At 55.1% G+C, this 18,887-nt stretch carries 21 protein-coding genes and 2 pseudogenes; 9 read left to right on the top strand and 14 right to left on the bottom strand.

From position 1 onward, the window contains the following. Nucleotides 1–178: 178 nt before the first annotated feature. From LEPTO7104_RS36305 to LEPTO7104_RS37660, 5 genes are all read right to left on the bottom strand, one after another. Nucleotides 179–700, bottom strand: coding sequence for a DUF1003 domain-containing protein (locus LEPTO7104_RS36305; RefSeq protein ID WP_017302349.1), 522 nt, complete (start codon nucleotides 698–700; stop codon nucleotides 179–181). A 298-nt stretch (nucleotides 701–998) separates the two neighbouring features. Then, entirely contained in the window at nucleotides 999–1,694 is a 696-nt protein-coding gene (locus tag LEPTO7104_RS0130425; protein ID WP_017302348.1) for an ABC transporter ATP-binding protein, read from the bottom strand. 4 nt (nucleotides 1,695–1,698) lie between these two features. After that, complete coding sequence (locus LEPTO7104_RS0130420) at nucleotides 1,699–3,012, bottom strand: ABC transporter permease (protein WP_051158648.1); 1,314 nt, start codon at nucleotides 3,010–3,012, stop codon at nucleotides 1,699–1,701. Nucleotides 3,013–3,015: 3 nt separating this feature from the next. Beyond that, nucleotides 3,016–4,206 (bottom strand): efflux RND transporter periplasmic adaptor subunit, encoded by a 1,191-nt coding sequence (locus LEPTO7104_RS36300; protein WP_017302346.1) that lies wholly within the window; start codon nucleotides 4,204–4,206, stop codon nucleotides 3,016–3,018. A gap of 284 nt (nucleotides 4,207–4,490) precedes the next feature. Then, nucleotides 4,491–4,862, bottom strand: a complete 372-nt coding sequence (locus LEPTO7104_RS37660; protein WP_051158647.1) for a hypothetical protein — start codon at nucleotides 4,860–4,862, stop codon at nucleotides 4,491–4,493. A 235-nt stretch (nucleotides 4,863–5,097) separates the two neighbouring features. Here LEPTO7104_RS37660 and LEPTO7104_RS0130405 point away from each other — a divergent pair, with 235 nt between their 5' ends. Further along, nucleotides 5,098–5,727, top strand: coding sequence for a MarC family protein (locus LEPTO7104_RS0130405; RefSeq protein WP_017302344.1), 630 nt, complete (start codon nucleotides 5,098–5,100; stop codon nucleotides 5,725–5,727). Between the two features lie 78 nt (nucleotides 5,728–5,805). Here LEPTO7104_RS0130405 and LEPTO7104_RS43965 read toward each other — a convergent pair whose 3' ends face one another. The 3 genes from LEPTO7104_RS43965 to LEPTO7104_RS0130390 all read right to left on the bottom strand — a co-directional run bounded on the left by LEPTO7104_RS43965 (nucleotide 5,806) and on the right by LEPTO7104_RS0130390 (nucleotide 8,216). Then, nucleotides 5,806–6,045 carry a peptidoglycan-binding domain-containing protein gene (locus tag LEPTO7104_RS43965; RefSeq protein WP_225887145.1) on the bottom strand — a complete coding sequence of 80 codons (240 nt, stop codon included), beginning with the start codon at nucleotides 6,043–6,045 and terminating at the stop codon, nucleotides 5,806–5,808. Nucleotides 6,046–6,562: 517 nt separating this feature from the next. After that, a complete protein-coding gene (locus LEPTO7104_RS0130395) occupies nucleotides 6,563–7,504 on the bottom strand; it encodes a lysylphosphatidylglycerol synthase domain-containing protein (RefSeq protein ID WP_026073216.1) in 942 nt (313 codons plus the stop codon). A gap of 34 nt (nucleotides 7,505–7,538) precedes the next feature. Then, nucleotides 7,539–8,216, bottom strand: coding sequence for a PRC-barrel domain-containing protein (locus LEPTO7104_RS0130390; RefSeq protein ID WP_017302341.1), 678 nt, complete (start codon nucleotides 8,214–8,216; stop codon nucleotides 7,539–7,541). An 890-nt stretch (nucleotides 8,217–9,106) separates the two neighbouring features. Between LEPTO7104_RS0130390 and LEPTO7104_RS0130385 the strand changes: the two genes are divergently transcribed. The 8 genes and pseudogenes from LEPTO7104_RS0130385 to LEPTO7104_RS42045 all read left to right on the top strand — a co-directional run bounded on the left by LEPTO7104_RS0130385 (nucleotide 9,107) and on the right by LEPTO7104_RS42045 (nucleotide 14,389). Continuing rightward, on the top strand, nucleotides 9,107–9,478 hold the full coding sequence (locus LEPTO7104_RS0130385) for a DUF5335 family protein (RefSeq protein WP_017302340.1): 372 nt from the start codon (nucleotides 9,107–9,109) through the stop codon (nucleotides 9,476–9,478). A gap of 52 nt (nucleotides 9,479–9,530) precedes the next feature. Further along, nucleotides 9,531–11,462, top strand: a complete 1,932-nt coding sequence (locus LEPTO7104_RS0130380; RefSeq protein ID WP_017302339.1) for an APC family permease — start codon at nucleotides 9,531–9,533, stop codon at nucleotides 11,460–11,462. Nucleotides 11,463–11,529: 67 nt separating this feature from the next. Continuing rightward, entirely contained in the window at nucleotides 11,530–12,384 is an 855-nt protein-coding gene (locus tag LEPTO7104_RS0130375) for a GGDEF domain-containing protein (protein ID WP_017302338.1), read from the top strand. A gap of 455 nt (nucleotides 12,385–12,839) precedes the next feature. Next, nucleotides 12,840–13,202 carry a hypothetical protein gene (locus LEPTO7104_RS0130370; RefSeq protein ID WP_017302337.1) on the top strand — a complete coding sequence of 121 codons (363 nt, stop codon included), beginning with the start codon at nucleotides 12,840–12,842 and terminating at the stop codon, nucleotides 13,200–13,202. Nucleotides 13,203–13,381: 179 nt separating this feature from the next. After that, entirely contained in the window at nucleotides 13,382–13,618 is a 237-nt protein-coding gene (locus LEPTO7104_RS40825) for a sigma-70 factor domain-containing protein (protein WP_196358207.1), read from the top strand. Next, a pseudogene (locus LEPTO7104_RS43960) lies at nucleotides 13,587–13,697 on the top strand (sigma factor); the annotation flags it as partial. The gene LEPTO7104_RS40825 and the pseudogene LEPTO7104_RS43960, both read left to right, overlap by 32 nt. Before the next feature lie 3 nt (nucleotides 13,698–13,700). Beyond that, entirely contained in the window at nucleotides 13,701–14,087 is a 387-nt protein-coding gene (locus tag LEPTO7104_RS42640; protein WP_422879863.1) for a sigma factor, read from the top strand. A 149-nt stretch (nucleotides 14,088–14,236) separates the two neighbouring features. Next, a complete protein-coding gene (locus LEPTO7104_RS42045) occupies nucleotides 14,237–14,389 on the top strand; it encodes a hypothetical protein (protein ID WP_017302334.1) in 153 nt (50 codons plus the stop codon). Here the strand turns inward: LEPTO7104_RS42045 and LEPTO7104_RS36285 are convergent. From LEPTO7104_RS36285 to LEPTO7104_RS0130320, 6 genes and pseudogenes are all read right to left on the bottom strand, one after another. Further along, complete coding sequence (locus tag LEPTO7104_RS36285) at nucleotides 14,386–14,934, bottom strand: DUF1003 domain-containing protein (RefSeq protein WP_051158646.1); 549 nt, start codon at nucleotides 14,932–14,934, stop codon at nucleotides 14,386–14,388. The two genes, LEPTO7104_RS42045 and LEPTO7104_RS36285, sit on opposite strands and share 4 nt — an antisense overlap. 51 nt (nucleotides 14,935–14,985) lie before the next feature. Beyond that, nucleotides 14,986–15,582: pseudogene (locus LEPTO7104_RS43400) on the bottom strand (AI-2E family transporter). Between the two features lie 129 nt (nucleotides 15,583–15,711). After that, nucleotides 15,712–15,945: an AI-2E family transporter gene (locus LEPTO7104_RS42030; protein ID WP_026073211.1), complete on the bottom strand. Its 234-nt coding sequence runs from the start codon at nucleotides 15,943–15,945 to the stop codon at nucleotides 15,712–15,714. A 195-nt stretch (nucleotides 15,946–16,140) separates the two neighbouring features. Further along, nucleotides 16,141–17,286 (bottom strand): hypothetical protein, encoded by a 1,146-nt coding sequence (locus LEPTO7104_RS36275; protein WP_017302332.1) that lies wholly within the window; start codon nucleotides 17,284–17,286, stop codon nucleotides 16,141–16,143. 54 nt (nucleotides 17,287–17,340) lie between these two features. Beyond that, the gene (locus LEPTO7104_RS0130325; protein WP_017302331.1) at nucleotides 17,341–18,564 is read right to left on the bottom strand and encodes a relaxase/mobilization nuclease domain-containing protein; all 1,224 of its coding nucleotides are present in this window, start codon (nucleotides 18,562–18,564) and stop codon (nucleotides 17,341–17,343) included. Next, the gene (locus tag LEPTO7104_RS0130320) at nucleotides 18,561–18,887 is read right to left on the bottom strand and encodes a plasmid mobilization protein (RefSeq protein ID WP_017302330.1); all 327 of its coding nucleotides are present in this window, start codon (nucleotides 18,885–18,887) and stop codon (nucleotides 18,561–18,563) included. The genes LEPTO7104_RS0130325 and LEPTO7104_RS0130320 overlap by 4 nt, the downstream gene beginning before the upstream one ends.

The following is an 18,887-nucleotide window of genomic DNA, read 5'->3' as shown; positions in this document are numbered from 1 at the left end:
CCAGCTCACCTAGGGTGCTTTTGAGCTTACGTTCTTTGCCGGTCTGCGTACCGCTGACTGAACCGATAAAAAAAGCCCCACTTCTGGACTCACATGGGCTTGGATCTGCTCTCGTACCCTCAACTCAATCGCTTCGAGGGTCTGCAGCGACGCTGGGTCACTGTCTTCGTAGAGGATATTAGCGATAGCATCGAGATGCGGTTGCAGCTGGGCTTTTTGCTCCGGGGTCATGGTCGCTACCAGATGTCACGATAGCTACATACTCCACGCTTTCGCTTAATTCTGCAAACCTGACATGCTCCCTTTCCAGCTCGGCTTTCATGTTGATTTCGTAGTCGTGCTGAGCATCCTGGCGATCGATAGAGGCCTGCCGGTTCTGACTCATCATAATGATGGGAGCCGCATAAGCCGCCTGAAACGACAGCATTAGATTGAGCAGGATAAAGGGATAGGGGTCCCAGTGTTTGATAAAAGCGGCTACGTTGAGGCCCACCCAACAGGCGAGCAAAATGCTCTGGATAATGATGAAGGGCCACGACCCCATGACGGCAGCCACTTTGTCAGAGATGCGATCGCCCATAGTCAGCCGAGGGCGCAGAGGCTGCTGAGCCGGGTTTCGCTGTCGCAGGTCTTGCAGTAGCTGATATTCTTCTCGACTAACATTGGCGTGCACAGGAGTTTTGGGGTTGGATACAGTCATTGCAATATATTGGGGATAGGACAGATGGTCTCAATTAAATATGCCTACCACTATGGCAGGGTTAGATGTTAAAACTGTGGAGAATCGACGGCGTTTAGACGTGTTTAAGATCTACCCAATTGGCATCCTGTTGACATCCAACTGCAAAAAATTATCTCTATATTAATTAGAAACTTTCGGTCCAAAAAATGCTTCGCTAGCGCTGATAATTTTATCTTTTGGAGAAATGCCATGAACGCCACATGGAAAAACACTGTTCTTGGCAGTATTGTCGATAGGCCTAGGTAGTGCAATTTATCTACAGGGCGGTTTGAGGCAAGTTAGCTTGATCGCTAATGAGCTCACCGTCCTGCACTCGAATGACTCGTCTGGCCTGGTCGCTGACCTCGGGCTCGTGGGTGACGATGACGATCGTAATGCCCTGGCGGTTGAGATCGGTCATCAGCGCCATGGTTTCTTCGGTGGTTTTTGTGTCTAGCGCGCCGGTTGGCTCATCGGCTAGCAGCAAGCTGGGTTGATTGACCAGGGCGCGGGCGATGGCAACCCGCTGCTGCTGCCCGCCAGAGAGTTGACGTGGGCGATTGGCCATGCGATCGCCCAGCCCGATCTGCACTAGCAAGGCCTCGGCCCGCTGCTGGCGATCGGGTTTTGGGATGCCAGCATAGACCATGGGCAGCATCACATTTTCCAGGGCGCTGAGCCGGGGCAGCAGGTTGAACTGCTGAAAGACAAAGCCAATTTGCCCGTTGCGCACATCGGCCAGATCGTCGTCGGGGAGTTGGGTAATGTCTTGCCCGGCCAGCTGGTAGTAGCCCAGGCTGGGGCGATCGAGGCAGCCCAAAATGTTCATCAGGGTAGACTTGCCTGACCCAGAGGAGCCAACAATGGCGACATAGTCTCCCTGGTCAATATCCAGATCGATGCCCCTGAGGATCTCGATTTCGCTCGTGCCCAGACGGTAGGACTTATGAATATTTCTCAGCACCATCAGCATGGCTCTACTCCGTATGCAGGGCGGTAATAGGATCGAGGTGGGCGGCTTGACGAGCTGGCACCACCCCAAAGAACAGCCCAATGGCCAAACAGATGCCAAAGGAGAGCAGGATAGTGCCAGTGGCGACATGGGCTGGCCAGCCCAGCACCCCGCCCACCAGGGCCGATATGCCCAGCCCCAGGGCGATGCCGATGCCGCCGCCGGTAACGGCCAGGACTAACGCTTCAATCAAAAACTGCCAGAGAATATCGTGCGATCGCGCTCCGATCGCCTTGCGAACGCCAATTTCGCGGGTTCGCTCCCGCACCGATACCAGCATCATGTTCATGATGCCGATGCCGCCCACCACCAATGAAATAGCCGCCGAGCCCGCCAACAGCGCCGTGAACGTGCCCGCTACGCTGTTGGCGGCGTTGACCAGGTCGGCCTGGTTGCGAATGATAAAGTCGTCGCCGCTGGAGGGGACGATTTTATGGCGCAGCCGCAGCAGGTTGGTGATCTGAAACTGGGCCGCATCCATCTGATCGGGGCTTTTAGCCGACACTAAAATGGAGTTCAACGCAATGCCGCTGATGGCGTTGATGCCGACGATGCGGCTGGCCATGGTGGTCAGCGGCATGAGCACCTCATCATCCTGGTCGCGCGCCTGATTGGCCCCTTTGTATTCCAGGGTGCCAATCACCACAAAATCTTCTCCCCGAATGCGCAGGCTTTGCCCCAGGGCGCTTTGGGGCGTAAGGCCCAGGTTGCTGACCACGGTTTGCCCCAGCACCGCCACCCGAGCCGCCTGATCTAAATCAGCCTGGTTAAAGAAGCGGCCCGTCAGGGGCAGAAAGTCAGCCACGGGCACGTACTGGGGGGTGGTGCCCTGCACGGTGGTGTTGGTGTTGAAGCTTTGCCACACCACCTGCGATCGGCTGCTCAGCACCGGGGCCACGCCTGCCACCGCCGCACTGGTGGCTGCGATGGCTTTGGCGTCGTCCCAGGTTAGGGTGGTGGCCGAGCCCGCCCCCTGGGAGGCCGGGCCGCCAAAATTGGCCGTGCCGCTTTGTACGAACAGCAGGTTCGAGCCCAGTGATTGGAGCTGCTTATCGGTTTGCGCCTGGGCTCCCTGGCCAATGGTGACCATGACAATGACCGCCGCAATGCCGATAATTACCCCCAGCATGGTCAAGACCGACCGGACCTTGTTGGCCAACAGTGACGACCAGGCCAAGCCAACCGTTTCGGCAATATTTAAGCGGCGCTGTCGCCGCCTAAGACCTGGTTTGGCTGATGGTGGAGATTTAACTCGTCCTGTGCGGCTGGGCGCGCCCATGGTTTAACTCCGTTGGTGAGCAGGGCGGCCGCTACCGCCGCCGAAGGCGGGTGGCTTCACGGGCTGACCGTTGGGCTGGCGCTGGCCGGGGAAGGTGATAAACACGCGATCGCCCTCCTTCAGCCCGCTCAAGACCTCGGTTTGGGTGCCGACGGTGGCCCCAATGGTAATCGGCTGGATCGCCGGATCGCCCTGGCCCTGCTGGAGGTAGACCCCAGCCCCATTGGCCTGGCTGACTACGGCGGTGGTGGGCACCAACAGCGCCCCTTTGTGTTCCCCCACCAAGAAGCTAGCGGTGAGGTTCATGCCCGACTTGAGCTGGTGCTTTTCGTCATCGAGAATTTTGATCCGCACCTGAAAACTGGTCACGTTTTGCACCACGACAGCTTCTGGGGCAACCAGCCGCACCTCGCCCTTAAACGTAACACCGGGGTAGGCGTCAACCTGCAACTCAACGGGCTGGCCGGTGTGGATATTGCGGATATCGCTCTCTGAAACGCTGACCAGCGCTTCCAAATCATCGGCCAAAGAGAGGATGGAGGATGAGGTGGCTGACGTGGTGGCGCTGGCGGAGGTGGTTGGGGTGACAAACGCCCCCACATCCGCATATTTTTGCGTGACCATGCCTGCGAATGGGGCGCGAATGACCGTGTCATTGAGCTGGGTCTGAATTGTTTCTAAGCTGCCTTGGGCCTGCTGCACCTGGGCGCGGGCGGCATCAATATCGTCTGGAAGATAGCCCGCCTGCTGGAGGCTGAGCGCCTGCTCCAGCGCGCCGATGTTGGCCTGAGCCGCCTTGTATTGCGACAAACTGATGTCGTAGTCATTGCGAGAAATGGCCCCACTCTTGTAGAGCTGGCTGTTGCTCTCGTAGGTGGAGCGAGCCGCAATTAGCTGATCTTGGGCCTGCTGGAGATTTTGAGCGGCCTGCTGAATGGCCTGGGGGCGGTTTCCTGCCTTGAGTTTGCGCAGATTGGCCTGGGCCGCCGCCAGATTGCCCTGCGCCTGCATAAGCTGTCCCCGCAGATCGCCATCATCCATCTGGGCTAGCACCTGCCCCGCCTTGACCCGGCTGCCCTGATCGACGTAAAGATGAACTAGGCGGCCCGCCTGTTTGGGGCTGATATTGACGGGGGTAATGGGCTGAACGGTCCCGGAGGCCGAGACGTTAATCGTGATGTCTTGACGCACCACAGCAGCGGTCTGAGTCTGGAGGGTTGTCTGGGCAGATTGCTGCTGGGTATGCCGCCAATATAGCCAACCGCCCGTGCCCCCCGCCGACAGTAAAAGTAGGCTAAGTATGAGCCAAATGGCCGGGGGGCCGTTTTTCCTAAACAGTACGCCGCTCACGAGAAAAGCCTTGCATGGGTTCAGCAGAATAGGGTCAGCGAAGCGATGACAAAATTTGGAGCGGTCCTGGGGTGAACCAACCAGATGGGGCGGCACCTGGCCGACAGTCCCAGCACTTTCCAGCCCCCCTAGGGCAAGCGGTAGCTGTTGCTATCGGGGGCAACAGAGCGGAGCTGCAATCGCACCCCATTGAGATAACCGCCATCCTGCGCCGTGTTGGCTGGCACATAGCGGCCTTGAATAGCCGCTGCAACGAGGCTGTGAGCATCGACCTTGTTCTGGGCATAGGCATTTTCGAACTGTCCGTAGCTCGGGATGCCCTGGTCCTGGAGACCACCCTCGTAGGCCAGGTTGACCAGCTGAAACGGAGTTAGGTTTTGGGTTAGCGCCACCGTTGTGGTGCCACCAGGTGCAGATGGAGCTGGGGTCTGGGCGTGGGCCACCATCGGAGCGGTGGCAACGACCATCAGAGATGCTAAACCTGCCAAAATTTTATCCATGGATGTACCTCTTTGAGGTGATTTGAGGTGATGAGAAGCGAACATCTCTGTTATAGATAAACGCTATGGCGATCCTGTCGCCATGCTGTGTCAAGGGGGTAGCAGGGTCGGTTGCAACCTCCGATCTAAGCTGCTTTTAACCAAAGTCACGATTGAGTAGCCTAAGGTAGACTCTGTGACCGAAGCTAAGCAGTCGTTTTAGCTATCTCCGACGACTTTTATGGGCAGTTGGCCTATGCTTCAAAGTCTCATCTCCTTTAGTGTTGGCACCCTGGCGGCGCTGTTTCCCATTGCGAATCCGGTGGGTGCAATTCCCATTTTTTATAGTCTGACGGCGACCGACACCCAGCGCTACCGCCTGAAGCAGGCCCAAAAGACGGCGCTTAACGTCGTCCTGGTGCTGGTCGTCTTTTTTCTGGGCGGTAAGCTGATTCTCAATTTCTTTGGCCTCTCGCTGCCGGTGTTGCGCATTGCAGGCGGTCTCATTGTGGGCCATACCGCTTGGGAAATGGTGACGGCTCGCCAGCGCATTACCGCCTCGGAACACAAAGCCGCCACAGATCAGGCGGATATCTCCTTTACGCCGATGGCCGTGCCCATGATCAGCGGGCCGGGAGCCATTGGCGTGGTGATTGGTCTATCCACCAAAGCGACTCAGTGGAGTGACTACGCTGGTTGTGTGCTGGGGGTCGTGGGTTTAGGGATTGTGCTGTACCTTTGCCTGAGGTTGGGGGAGCCGCTGATTGAGCGGCTAGGAGAAACCGGGATGGGCGCGCTCAACCGCATACTGGGGTTTTTGATTTTGGCGATCGCCGTTCAACTGATTGCCGATGGCGTTCTGGCCCTGCTACCAGCCTCCCCTTGAAGAAGAAATACAGCAAATGCTGTCGCCAAGAGTATGGTCTTAGCGACAGCAATGAGCTGCGGTCTGCACCCAGATTGGTTAGCTGTTAACGAGGGCAGTCCAGGTTCGATGACCGATGATGCCATCTGGGGTCAAGTGATGATTTCGCTGGAAGGTTTTCACCGCTTGCTGAGTATTTCGGCCATATACACCATCAATGCTGGCAGTATAGAGTTTCTCCTGTTCTAGCTTGGCCTGAACATCCTTAACCACCTGGCCATGGCTACCTACTCTGAGGATTGGAGCGGTTTGAGGTGAGTAATGGCTCAAGGAAGCCATGGCTTCTGTCGTCGGTGAAACCGCTGGCCTAGCGCTTTGCACAGGCGCAGCCATAGGATGGGTTTGCATAGGTGCAGCCATAGGATGGGTCTGCGTAGGTGCGGCCATAGTGGGCATAGCCGTATGGTTGGGCAGAGCGGCTGCCCTGGCGGCAACCCCACCGGCCAAAACTGTAGCTGTGGAGGCTAGCCCCAGTAGGGGTAGGGTTAACCAGCGAGCGGCACGATTTGGATGATTCATGATGGACTTTCTCCAAATAACAAGGGTGGGATAACAAGGGTGGGATTCCAAGAGCCCATAGGTCCTATTGCATTGCCTACGACGGAGACAATCGATAATGATTGCCTGCCAAATGCGGCGAAGCAGGATAGGTTGCGCTAGAGACCACCGAAGGGATGTAGGGCTCTTAAAATCTTGATTGTCACCTTAGGCTGTGGGTATGCCAATGCCATGTCAGCTGTGTGTCTAACCGTATTTTTTGCCTGTGGAAAACCTCAGACTTCAGACTGCTCCCTATTTACAAGGTCCTTTTTTTCAGCAACTGTAGAAACTCGTGGAGGCTGAACAGCACTAGAGCTACCGCCAGCGGCAAAAAGTAATAAACGCCCCGATAGGCCAACAGCGACGCCAGTACCGCCGGGGGAGAAAGTTGCCCCGCCAGCAGCAAAATCACCACGGTTTCAAACACCCCCAAGCCGCCGGGCACATTGCTTAATACGCCTGCCGCCATCGCCAGCAGGTAGATCTTCAAAAAGCCCAGATAGGTTATTTCCGCTGCCTGGGGCAACAGACTGTAGAGGGTCGCTGCCGCTAGACTCCAATCGAGGCTAGAGACCGCAATTTGAGCCAGAGCAATGCCGGGTTGGGGAAATTGCAGCCGCTGCTGGCGAATCGTTAACCCCTGGCGCAGGGTAGCGCTGCCAACGATATATAGGGCGATTAACGCGAGAAAGATCAGACCCAGCCCAGCGGTAGAGCGAAAGGGCAGATGCAGCTGGGCCGGAATCTCAAACGGGGCCAGCAGAAACGCGCCGCCACCCACGGCCAGCAGCCCCAGCCAAAAACTGATATTGGTGAAGGCAATCACCTGGGCGATCGCGATCGCAGGAATTCCCCAGCTTGCGTAGAACCGATAGCGAATAGCGCTGCCTGTGACCAGGGAAAAGCCCAGGGTATTGCTAAAGGCACAGCTAATAAAAGCAGTCAGGGCAATTTTGGGGTAGGCCAGCGGCTGCCGCAGATGGAGAAACCCCAACGCGTCGTACCCCGTCATGGCCAGATAGCCCAGCCCGGCAAAGGCGATCGCTCGTCTTACTTGGGCGGGGGGCAGCGATTGTAAGCCATCGACAATATCCTGCACCTGATAATCTCGAAGCTGATAGCTGACCACAACCGCTGCGATCGCCAATAAAACCAGCCCAATCAATGGAGCCAAATACCGCTGGTGCTTTGGGTTCATGGTGGGCTGGCTGCAACTCGATTGGGAGGGTATTTCAATGGGCTACTTTGTGAAAGCGGTGTACTGGAATTCTGGGGAGAGCCGCGATCGCCTGTTTGTCAATGGTGAGTTCGACCGTATACTCCTGCATGTGCTGGATCGCCGAGATCGGCACCGTAATATCCTGCTGTCCCCAGAGGTGTCCCTTTTTCAGCACCAGATGGGTGATATGCCCGCTGGTGGGGTCCACCATAAATTCATCCACCTGCCCGACGGCTCCATCAGTGGCGCAAACCTCAGCGCCTCGACACACCGCCATCTCGCCCGGTGGAATCTGCTCCTCTTCAACAGGTACATAAGGAGACTCAACATCGGGCGTGACATAGGGCCAGAGCATGTAAGCTTCTCGATTGTCTAGCCATAGCCCCTGAGATGATATCGGTCGATCAAGACCGACAAAATTGGGGTCATAGAGGGTATTCTCAATGTATTGAGTTTTGACAAACTCATCCATCGTCAAGACTTCAGTGCGAGAGCACCGTAGATGAATAGTATCAGGTGTGGTCTCTATAACTTGCTCAAAGGGCACAATCCGGCTGGTATCACCCAGCCAATGGCTGTTGCCGATCACCACATGGGTGACGGCCTGGCTCATCGGATTAATCAAGACATGGCTAGATTTGCCGCAGTAGCCGTCGGTACATTGCACCTTGGCTCCAATAGGGATATCCATAATCTTATTTCCTTTCGTAGATGGGTTGGCCTTAGTAGTGCAGAAAACTTTTTTGCGTCTCATAATGGACTGGCTAGGCGGTCGAAATAGCGGCTGAAATCCATTACTTTCGTTCGCTTCGTCGAGAAATTTCAAATCCGCTGTCTCGTTGAGAATCCTTTATTCATAGGGGTTTCAGGAGTTTTCTGCACCACTAGGTGAGTTGGCTCAAGAGAGCTGGTCTATTACCGTTTGAAATCTCAAGACAGAACGGCAGGAGAGCTAAACCAAATTCAAATCTAGACGTGGAGTTTTTCCTGGGGGAGAACTACAGATCCCGAGCTGGACTTGGCATATCAGGTTTCAAGGGGCGCAACTGCGATCGCACCGCATTGACTTACTAGCCATCTTGGGCTGTGTGAGCAGAGATACACCTGCCTTTGGCTGCCGCTGGAGCCGCTACGATCAGCCTTAAAAAAGCCAAACCTGCTAATATTTTGCCTTTTACTTCGATATCGCTTCAGGATGAATAGCTCGATTTTAGAGAACGTGGGCGGCAGTCCGGTGTTTAGCCGATGTCAGAGCGTTTTTCTAAGCTGAGAGTATATTTCTATCGACACTTCATAAGATGACAGTTTGACATGTCATAACCGTGCCAGAATTGTGTCCTTACCAATACATAAAGCCCTAGAACGTGGAGCCAACAGGGACAAGTAGCGTCGCCGCCGTCAGGCCAATAAGCACGTACTGTTTAGCCGATAATTTTTGAGCTTTCATTGGGGAAACATCCTTTTCGGTGTCGTGAACATTGCAAAAATATGTCCGTGGGAGATGAAATAGGTTGTCACGGCATTGCCATCGAAATGGCATGGCTTAAATCTAAGCTGGCAGATAAATATTGGAGATGAACGATGGATCTACCGCCATCTCAAACGCAATATCGGCTCGTGGTTCCCCCGCAGGTCTGGCGAGAATTCTTTGAGCAATTTACTTCAGACTATCGGGGCCGATTAATCACCCTCAAAATCTTAGATCAGCAAATGGGCGATTTCGAGGTGTTGAGTCATAAACGGTTGTTCTCTGTGCTGTACGAACCGCCAAACCACGGTAACGACCTGGTAGTAACCGTGAGCCGCCCTTTGAGTGTCGGAACAGCGACCTATGCCCACGTCATCGTGTATCCTCAGATGATTGACGTTATCACTGACCAAGGCGGCAAGATCGAGAGCTGCACAGTAACCGACGACGATCATGCACAAACGATTATCTGCCTAGAATCGTAGCTTTTAAGCGAGAATTGAGGGTAATTAAGCTCTTTTCAGCAGCTCAAATCTAATGGTTAGCCCGATTATTCCGCCGAAGCAGCACCGTCGGTATCTGACCCACTGGCTACTGAACGAAGATCGCGACGGGGCTGACGAACACAAATTCAAGCATCCCTGGTGGCAGGTCATGTGCCTCACCGGAGTGGACTACTTCTCTACCCTGGGCTATCAACCGGGGATTGCCGCGCTGGCGGCAGGGGCGTTGTCTCCCTTCGCAACCCTGATTTTAATCCTGGTGACGTTGTTTGCAGCCCTGCCCATCTATCGCCAGGTGGCGAAGCTCAGTCCCCATGGGGAAGGCTCCATTGCCATGCTGGAGCGGCTGTTGCCCTGGTGGCAGGGCAAGCTATTTGTGCTGGTGTTGCTGGGCTTTGCCGCCACAGACTTTATCATCACCATTACCCTATCAGCCGCCGACGCCACCGCTCATCTGGTGCAGAACCCGCTGTTTTCAGGGTTTCTGCAGGGGCAGGCCGTACCGTTAACGCTGATCTTAGTGGCGCTGCTAGGGACGGTCTTTCTGAAGGGGTTTCAGGAGGCGATCGGTCTGGCTGTCATCCTGGTAGCGATTTATCTCACCCTCAATCTGGTCGTGATCGGGGTAGGCGGCTATCAGATCATGCAACAACCGACGCTGCTGGGCAACTGGCAAAGGGCGCTGACGACGACCCAGGGCAGTCCATGGATGATGATCGGCCTATCGATATGGCTATTTCCCAAACTGGCCCTAGGGCTGTCGGGGTTTGAAACTGGGGCGGCGGTGATGCCGCTGGTGCAGGGCAGCCCCGACGATACCGAAAAGCATCCCACGGGCCGCATTCGCAATACCCATCGGCTGCTGACGACGGCAGCTCTGATCATGAGCTTCTTTCTGCTGACCAGCAGCGTGATCACTACGGTCTTAATTCCGGCGGCGGAATTCAAGCCTGGTGGGCAGGCGAACGGACGAGCCCTGGCCTACCTGGCGCACCGGTATTTAGGCAGCGGCTTCGGCACCTTGTACGACCTGAGCACGATCGCGATTCTCTGGTTTGCCGGAGCCTCGGCCATGGCGGGATTGCTGAATTTGGTGCCGCGCTACCTGCCCCGCTACGGCATGGCTCCCGAATGGGCGGGGGCGGTGCGACCCCTGGTGCTGGTGTTTACCGCGATCGCCTTTGCCGTCACCCTGGTTTTTGACGCCAATGTCGAGGCCCAGGGCGGTGCCTATGCCACCGGAGTCCTGGTGCTGATGAGTTCGGCGGCGGTGGCGGTGACCCTGGCGGCCTATCATCGCGGATCGAAACGGGGGGCCTTCGGTTTTGGTCTCATTGCCCTGGTGTTTTTCTACACCACCATAGCCAACATGATTGAGCGTCCCGACGGCATTCGGATTGCGGCGTTGTTTATCGCCGCAATTGTGGTCACCTCGCTGATTTCGCGGGTGTTTCGCTCTACCGAACTGCGCGTCACTGGGGTAGAGCTAGATGACACTGCCCGCCAGTTTATTGACCAGCTAGAAGCCCAGCCGGTGCGGATAATCGCCCATCGCCGAGAAAAGGGAGCAAACGCGCTGGAGTATCAGCTTAAGGAGCAAGAGGTGAGGGAGGACAGTCACCTACCGATGTCTCAACCGATGATCTTTCTGGAAGTGCAGGTCTTTGATGCCTCGGTGTTTATCGACGTGATTCGGGTCAAAGGGGTGGAAGTGGGAGGATACCGGATTTTGCGGGTGCGGAGTTCGGCGGTGCCCAATGCGATCGCGGCTCTGCTGCTCTACCTGCGCGATCAAACCGGGATACTTCCTCACGTGTACTTCGAGTGGGTGGAGGGCAATCCAGTTCAGTATTTGCTGCGATTTATCCTGTTTGGGGAAGGGGATGTGCCGCTGGTAACCCGCGAGGTGTTGCGCAAAGCTGAGCCAGACCCATTGAAGCGGCCTAGAATCCACGTCAGTGGGTAACCAGCTGTTCTAGGGGCTAAAAATTGCCTGGGCATACTTGCAGTACACCCCCATGACCTAAGGATCGATGAAACGCTATATTTTCGAATTTTTAGAACGCCAGTCGAAGGTAACGTTAGTCGGTTTAAGCCTCGGTCTCACCGTCCTGATTGGGACTATCGACGCTCTAGTGTGGCTAGATGTTGCCCTTTCTATCTTCTATCTGATCCCTTTAGCCATCGCCGCCTGGTTTCTCGGTCCACGCATGGGGCTATTCGTGGCATTTTGTTGCACCTTAGCCTGGTTTCAGGCTGATATCGCCGCCAAGCATGCTGATGCGGGCCTTCTGCCCTACTGGAATGCAGCAGTGCGGTTTGGATTTTTCGCGATTATCAACGTTTTGCTAGCCTCTCAGCGCCAGGCCTATGTTCGAGAGCAGCAATTGGCCCGCGTAGACGACTTGACAGGCCTTTATAACCGCCGCTTTTTTCTAGAATTGCTAGAGCTAGAGCTGGAACGTGCGCGCCGCTATTGTCAACCGCTTACCCTGGCCTATCTCGATTTAGATGACTTTAAGTTAGTCAATGACAAATTGGGGCATAGCAGTGGCGATCGGCTGTTGCAAGCCGTAGCGCAGACCCTAAAAGAAACGGTGCGCTCCTGTGACGTTGTTGCTCGCCTGGGCGGCGACGAATTTGCAGTTTTGCTGCCGCAAATCAACGGCAGGCAAGCAACAGTTGCCCTGCTTCGTACCCACCATCACCTGCAAAAGCTCAGCCAAAACCATGGATGGCCCATTGGCTTCAGCATGGGCGCTATCACGTTCAATACCCCGCCAACGTCTACCGATGCTTTAATTGCCCAGGCCGACCAGCTCATGTATGCCGTTAAAGGCAGCGGCAAGAACCGGCTAGAATGCCGAGAATACACCCACGAGAGTTAGGGCAATAGGCAATCCTCTGACTCTGCCTCCCTAGCTACAATTTATGCTGTACGGTGCCCTGGAATGCCGAGAAAAATCGGTTCATTTTTCCCTGCCACGGCTCTCAATATGATCCTGCGGGGGGCTGGTCCGGGGACCAGCCCCCCGTTCATTACCCCTAATTACCGTGGTGGTCAAGCAAAACCAGATCCGCCTGGTCGCTCAAGCCCCCCGCGATCGATCCGCGCTAGAGACCTCTCCCCCAGAGGTTTAGGACACCGCTGCGGGGCCAGAGACCTAGCCGCCAGAGACCCAGGCGGTGCTGGGCCGCAATGAACCGCTGGTGTCGGGTGTGTGGTGGTAATGTCTCAGGATTGACACGGAACTGCCAAGCCCTGCTTCTACCGTGAGGATATGCCACGGACTCCACATCTCTGTGTTTGTGGAATAAACCCCTTCTACCGCAGGTAAATAGGATGGAAATTAGAACAATTGTCACCACCCTGGACGGTTTTAATTTTGAGCTAGATCAGTCTACCGATGCCAAGGAATCTCAGCTTCGGCATGGAGTTATGCTGCCAGATCTGCCGCCAGTTAATGCCTTGCCTATGCTTTTCACGGTGTCGATGAATGGTGAAAGTCAGCCTGGTTCGCTACTAAGGCCCATTGAGATGGAGCAGTGGAACGCCCTTTTGCCAGCCGACCAAGGCTACTTTACGGTGGCGTTACCCGGAAAGGATCTCCCCGTTTTAGTCAAGCTCCAAGCTCCCCCCAGTAATACCCTGAATCTTGCTAGGTCGGTTGACGTAAAGGCAGATCTAGCCCTATTCGCCGCCTAGAGTATTTCATCTAAAAAACATCCCGATCGGCGATCGCACGGCGCTGCTGAAGTGAGGGATGAGCAGATGTGTGAAACCCTATCGGGACGAAGCTTTCAAGAATAGATTCATTCTAGGAATCAGCAACGTCCTCTCATCCTAACAGACCATTCCTAAGTGCTCTGTCGCCGATAATAACCGTGTGCTGTCCTCTTATCCGTATTGGCCGCATTTCTCGGCTAACGCCTGAGGATGAAATTACTCTGGGGCATCGAGTAAAGCGCATGATGACCTTAATGGATCTAAAAGAGACCCTCAGCCAATCCCTTAAAAGAGTGCCCACGGTGCAGCAGTGGGCGAACCAAACCAGCCTGCTGCCCCTGCGAACTCCAGCAGGAATTGCAACAGGGGCCGCAGGCCAAGCGCCGGATGATTGAAGCGGTTGTTTCGGTGGCAAAGAAATATCAGCGCCGCAATCTAGACCTAGCCGATTTAATTCAAGAGGGCAATATTGGCCTAGTGGTGCGCCAAGCTGAAATTTTGAAATCATTGATTCCTGAAAGTTCTATAAATCGAGCCTTTCAGGAATCACCTATTCCAATTCTTAATGTTGGTGCTGCACTAGAGCGCGCTGTGGAGAAGCTTGACTCAGGTCGAGGCTACAAATTTTCGACCTATGCCTACTGGTGGATTCGCCAGGCGATCACCCGCGCGATCGCCGAACAGGCCCGCACCATTTGCTTACCCGTTCACAGCGTTGAACAACTCAACAAAATCAAACGCATCCAGCGCGAACTCTTTCAGAGCCTAGCATACCGACAGCTTCAGAGATTGCCCAAGCGCTCAATCTCAACCTCAAGCAGGTGCGCAATATGCTGCAAATGGCGCGGTAAACCCCCTCCCTAGAAACCAAAGTCAGCGAAAACCAAGACACTGAGCTGCAAGGTCTGCTGCCCGATACCACCGCTGCCCCCGCAGAAACCCTGCTGCGAGACGCTATCAAGCAAAGTGTTTTAGCCCCCATAGATAGCCTGACCCCGCAACAGCAGGGAGTAATGGTTTTGCGCTACGGCTTATTAGAAAACCGGAAATTGTCCCCCGCCCAGGTGGATCAGCACCTGGGCATTAGCCGCAGACAACTGCAAAATACCGCCCTCAGTCATTTGCGGCGACGTCATCAAGAGCTGACAACCTATGCTGTCAGCTAGTCCTTTCTACTATCAAGATCAGGGCGCAACGGATCCACCAATAAACGTTCAATTTGTCGGAGCCGTTGCTGTTGTTCCTGAAGCAGGCTGAGGATCTGGACCACCTCTTCATCTCGCAATAAGTTCATTTTGTCTTGCAGTAGCTCAATTTCTAACTCGGCTTTCATATTGATTTCGTAGTCATGCTGGGCGTCCTGACGGTCAATTTCGGCCTGTCGGTTCTGGCTCATCATAATGATGGGCGCAGCGTAGGCGGCCTGAAACGACAACATCAGGTTGAGCAGGATAAACGGATAAGGATCCCAGGCTCGGAATACCCCAATCACATTGAGGACAACCCAGCTGGCTAAAAGCAGGCTTTGGATGATGATGAACCGCCAGGAACCCATGACTTCAGCAACCTGATCAGCAATGTGATCGCCAATATCGAGGCGGGTCTGTGGGGGCTGCTGCCCTGGATTTCGCTGCCGCAAGTCTTGTAGGAGCTGATATTCTTCTCGACTCAGCAGAGCGCGTACTGGACGTTTTAGATAAGACGTTGTCACGAGACTGGTTTACTCATCGAGGGGACTTTTCATCACCAACGATTCTGCATCTTACGAAACCGATTGAGGGGCTGGACTCGCTAAAATATCTTCAGTCGAGCCAGCAATGGGCACCGCAACAACGACCCCTAAAAGTCCAGCCACTTTTGCTCCTACCAGCAGCAAAATCAAAATCCACACTGGACTCAACCCCGTAAAGCTGCCAATGAGCTGAGGGGCAACGCCATTTTCGATCAGCTGGTCGATCACGACTGCGATCGCCAGCACGTTGAGGCTCAACCAAATACTGCTTAAGGCCGTCAGGCTGCTCACTAGCGGTAATGCCCAGGGCGGCTCCAAAATGAAACATGGCTAAAACCCCGATGACCAACCCAAACATCAGGCCAACGGGCACCCGAATATGCAGAAAGGCGAGGGTTATAGCAGCGTCAAGATCGACTGACTGACAAAATAGTTGTGAAAATTTTGCCGCAGGCTCTCCCGCAATCGTGTCCCCGCAGCGATAGGCAAGTAGCGGAAGATGCCGTCCCAATGCTGCTGGCTGTGCAGTAATAGATAAAACGTTAAAACTAGGGCCACCCCCACATTCAGCACGCTGCTGCTGGCGCTAACCAGGGTGCCGACCACTGCGCCGCTAGTCGATTGCAGCTAGCTGGCCACCTGATCCTCCAGTTGCGTGATCCAGTGGGTAAAATCGACGGGGAGACGACGGGCTACCGTCCAGGATTGCAGCGTATCGAACTGCTGGGTGCCCGAGGCAATCCATCATTCACCTGCTCAATGATGGCGGGCACTAGGGTTATCCCCAGTATTAGCAACCAGGCCAAACAAGAGCAGCACCAGCAGCACCGCCCGAGGCCGCCGAATTTTCAACCGCTGCAACCAGGCGACGGGATACTCCAGCACAAAGGCTAACAGCGTGGCCACTGCCACAATGGTGATAATGGTGCGAAAGTAGTCAAAGAGCAGCAGCAATACCCAACCGTTGAGCACAAACAGGGGCAGGGTCAAGCCTCATAGGCCGATGCGCAGTAAACGGGTTTTCCAATTCATGGTGTTTGCCTCAAGCACTCCTACAGAAATGGACCGTCTGCTTTCAACCTAGGGCGACCGTTACCTGTCGCGATATCACAGGTTTTACAGTATGTTGGGCGCTGCTGTTGGCTAGGCAAGTACTTTCCGAACTCAGGCAGACAGAGCGATCGCTCATTGGATTCTTGCGGCAATCTCGCGCCACTGCTGCCTGTCTTGCCGGGAAGGACTGGCCATTAAAACCGTTCCCTGGGAGTCATAGCGAGCAATGTCTCGATCGTCGGTCTTGGCGACGACAGTCAGGGTCTGGGCAGCGCGATCGCGGGTTAGCGTATAAAGGTTTCCGTCTGCAATTTCGAGGTTAGGACTGGGCTGGGTGGTGCGGTTTCGTGCCTGGGCTATCTCGAAGGCGTGATGGATGGTGGGATAGATCGCCGTAGCCCATTGGCGATCGGCTATTTCTCTGACTCCAGCCTCCACCGTGGCCTGTTCTAACACGGCGGCCAGATCAAATTCCGGTGCCCAGCGGTGCATATACTCATAGTCCAGGCTCTCTTGCTGAGCCTTCAAGACACCCAGCACATCCCGCCACTGCTTTTGAGATTGACTCTGCTGCCCCCAACGCAGCTTGTTGACCACTAAATCTTCAGGAGACGCCAGATAAATGGAAGTCTCATTCGTGAGCCTATAGGCCTGCCGCCGTGCCAGCTTCTGTTGCTCGTAAACTGTGTCATCGGCAATGATCAAATCAGCCCGAGAAATGGTGTCAACCTGGGTGACTTGCAGCGTCCGCATTCGCCCACTTACCACATCGTCTACCCCAGGAACGTAAAATCCGGCTTGTTCCAGGGCACTGGCCAAAGCCGGAACCACGGCTCTGGAGACAAACAACACGACATCTAGGTCTTGAGTCGTGCGTGACTCGCCGTACGCGATCGCCGCTACCCCACCCGTGACGTAGTACGGAATATCCTCAGCAACAAAAATCTGATGGAGTTCCACCGCGAGCTGAATCGAATCTTGAATCCAGGACACCTCTGAACCTCCCGGCACATAATCAGCGGGACAGTGCTCCTGGAGCCAGGCCTCGGCGATCTTACGAGCAAATTGCCGAGGCGTGAGCTGGGCAAAGCGCTGATGAAAGCAATTGAGGGCAAACTGACGCGCACTGCGGGTGAGCTGGGCTCCCATTTGTAACCGTTCGGCGACGGTTTTTTGGCGCAGCAGATAAAAGCACAGCAGATCGGTCTCGACCCCAGTATCGTCGGCCTGAGGTCGATAGCCCGGTGGTGCAGAGAGGGATGGAATCTGAGTCGCCATTGAGGATGGTATGCGTTCGATTTGATTCTACTGCAACCACCAGCCCAAGACGCTCTACAGCTCCTGCACAGAGGATTGAGTGGAGATCATATCCACAATCCGCCGCATCTCTCTAAATGCCGCCAAATCATGCTCTCGAATGTGCTGAGCTGCGGTCACTTTCAGGGCTTCCGCTTCAAACTGCCCTAGAATCTTCAGTCCTCCATCGTCCAAGGACGTCAATGAGAACTCATGGGCAGCGGAGTCGTAGTTTGAGATATACCGCTTGCCGGATAGCCGCCAAACGCCAGCAGCGGTCTCCTGCGTTCTGCCTGCCTGATGGTTGATCGCAAAGACCTGGAATGCGATCGCTAACATACCCTGAGCCAGCTCCAGTTGAACTGTGGAATTTTCTTCCGCCTGGGGTACCCCGGCTGAATCTCGCTCCTTAGACTGCTTCACCAACTGCCGACACTGCTGAGCCGTCAGCAGATTCACCCGTCGCAGCAGCTCATCCTGTTCGGGGGCGTGGTCTACCCCCAGATGCCGCTGCAAACCTTTGAACGAATAGGCGGCTCCCAGTTTGTACCCCGGAAAGGCAATGCCCTCCATGCCATAACTGATGCCATCGATCTGGCCCTCACGGGCATAGAGCCGTACTGAGATATCTGCGGCCTTTAGCCGTGTCACCAGCATCAGCATCGAGGGCTGGTCTGCGGTGTGTATTTGGAGCGATCGCCACAGCTTCTCCTTAGTTAACTCCCCGCCGGTACGCTCCTTCAGCCGATATTCCCCCGTGGTTAGGTTGAGACGATCGCGCTTGACCCGCTCCGGCTTGGGCTGCAAGCCAAACGTCTCCGTCAACTCCCGCTCGATATGCTGGAGACGCAGCTTGATGAAGGCATCATCGACCCACTTCCCTTTCATATCGACTGAACTGGTGACGATATGCCAGTGCTGCACCTGGTGATGGTCTTTACGATCGTGGTGCTCCACGACCAAGTATTGACAGTCCTGATGCCCAGTCTTCGCCAATACCGCCTTAGAAATGACGCCGATCTCCTCCGGGCTCTTGCGCTCCCCCGGCAGCAGGCTGACCGAATAGTGGGTCATCGTCTTGCGCACACGCGGGTTGTAGTCGTGGGCAAAGCGAAATTCCTCCGCTAGCTCCTCAACATTCAACCCCACCATATTGGTGGCCAAGATGGGCGAGGCCTGCTCCGATTCCTGTTTAGCCGGTGAGAGCACGTATTGAACCAGCCCATGGGGATCTGAGCCCTTGGAATAGTTGATATTCATGGTGTTAGAACCACCTTCTCGGCAGCGTCGCCGATGCGCCTGAGAGCAATCTCCCGCCGCACCTCCCAAATTAGCTCCAGGAGGGCTTGCCGTTTACGGCTCTGAGGGTGGCTTTCGAGGATTTCACCCAGTTCTCCCAGCCGTTGATACAGCAGCAGGTTGATCAACGGCCCTTCTGCCTGCCGCCGCCGCTTCAGGGCGCAGTCCAGTAGATAGGTGCTCATGCTGGTTCCGGCCCCGACCGCATACTGCCGAATCTGAGCTTTCTGTTCAGCGGTGCATTGCACCTCAATGGTTTCTGTTCGTCTTGTGGTTTTTGACAT

Origin of the sequence: Nodosilinea nodulosa PCC 7104, from assembly GCF_000309385.1 — a bacterium.
GTDB lineage: Bacteria > Cyanobacteriota > Cyanobacteriia > Phormidesmidales > Phormidesmidaceae > Nodosilinea > Nodosilinea nodulosa.
Note: the sequence above shows the minus strand (reverse complement) of the source record. Positions and strands in the feature narration are given on the sequence as shown.

Coding starts and splice junctions, on each gene's coding strand:
- LEPTO7104_RS36305 (WP_017302349.1), bottom strand. CDS start 700: ATGACTGTATCCAACCCCAAAACTCCTGTGCACGCCAATGTTAGTCGA.
- LEPTO7104_RS0130425 (WP_017302348.1), bottom strand. CDS start 1,694: ATGCTGATGGTGCTGAGAAATATTCATAAGTCCTACCGTCTGGGCACG.
- LEPTO7104_RS0130420 (WP_051158648.1), bottom strand. CDS start 3,012: ATGGGCGCGCCCAGCCGCACAGGACGAGTTAAATCTCCACCATCAGCC.
- LEPTO7104_RS37660 (WP_051158647.1), bottom strand. CDS start 4,862: ATGGATAAAATTTTGGCAGGTTTAGCATCTCTGATGGTCGTTGCCACC.
- LEPTO7104_RS0130405 (WP_017302344.1), top strand. CDS start 5,098: ATGCTTCAAAGTCTCATCTCCTTTAGTGTTGGCACCCTGGCGGCGCTG.
- LEPTO7104_RS43965 (WP_225887145.1), bottom strand. CDS start 6,045: ATGGCTTCCTTGAGCCATTACTCACCTCAAACCGCTCCAATCCTCAGA.
- LEPTO7104_RS0130395 (WP_026073216.1), bottom strand. CDS start 7,504: ATGAACCCAAAGCACCAGCGGTATTTGGCTCCATTGATTGGGCTGGTT.
- LEPTO7104_RS0130390 (WP_017302341.1), bottom strand. CDS start 8,216: ATGGATATCCCTATTGGAGCCAAGGTGCAATGTACCGACGGCTACTGC.
- LEPTO7104_RS0130385 (WP_017302340.1), top strand. CDS start 9,107: ATGGATCTACCGCCATCTCAAACGCAATATCGGCTCGTGGTTCCCCCG.
- LEPTO7104_RS0130380 (WP_017302339.1), top strand. CDS start 9,531: ATGGTTAGCCCGATTATTCCGCCGAAGCAGCACCGTCGGTATCTGACC.
- LEPTO7104_RS0130375 (WP_017302338.1), top strand. CDS start 11,530: ATGAAACGCTATATTTTCGAATTTTTAGAACGCCAGTCGAAGGTAACG.
- LEPTO7104_RS0130370 (WP_017302337.1), top strand. CDS start 12,840: ATGGAAATTAGAACAATTGTCACCACCCTGGACGGTTTTAATTTTGAG.
- LEPTO7104_RS42045 (WP_017302334.1), top strand. CDS start 14,237: ATGGTTTTGCGCTACGGCTTATTAGAAAACCGGAAATTGTCCCCCGCC.
- LEPTO7104_RS36275 (WP_017302332.1), bottom strand. CDS start 17,286: ATGGCGACTCAGATTCCATCCCTCTCTGCACCACCGGGCTATCGACCT.
- LEPTO7104_RS0130325 (WP_017302331.1), bottom strand. CDS start 18,564: ATGAATATCAACTATTCCAAGGGCTCAGATCCCCATGGGCTGGTTCAA.
- LEPTO7104_RS0130320 (WP_017302330.1), bottom strand. CDS start 18,887: ATGTCAAAAACCACAAGACGAACAGAAACCATTGAGGTGCAATGCACC.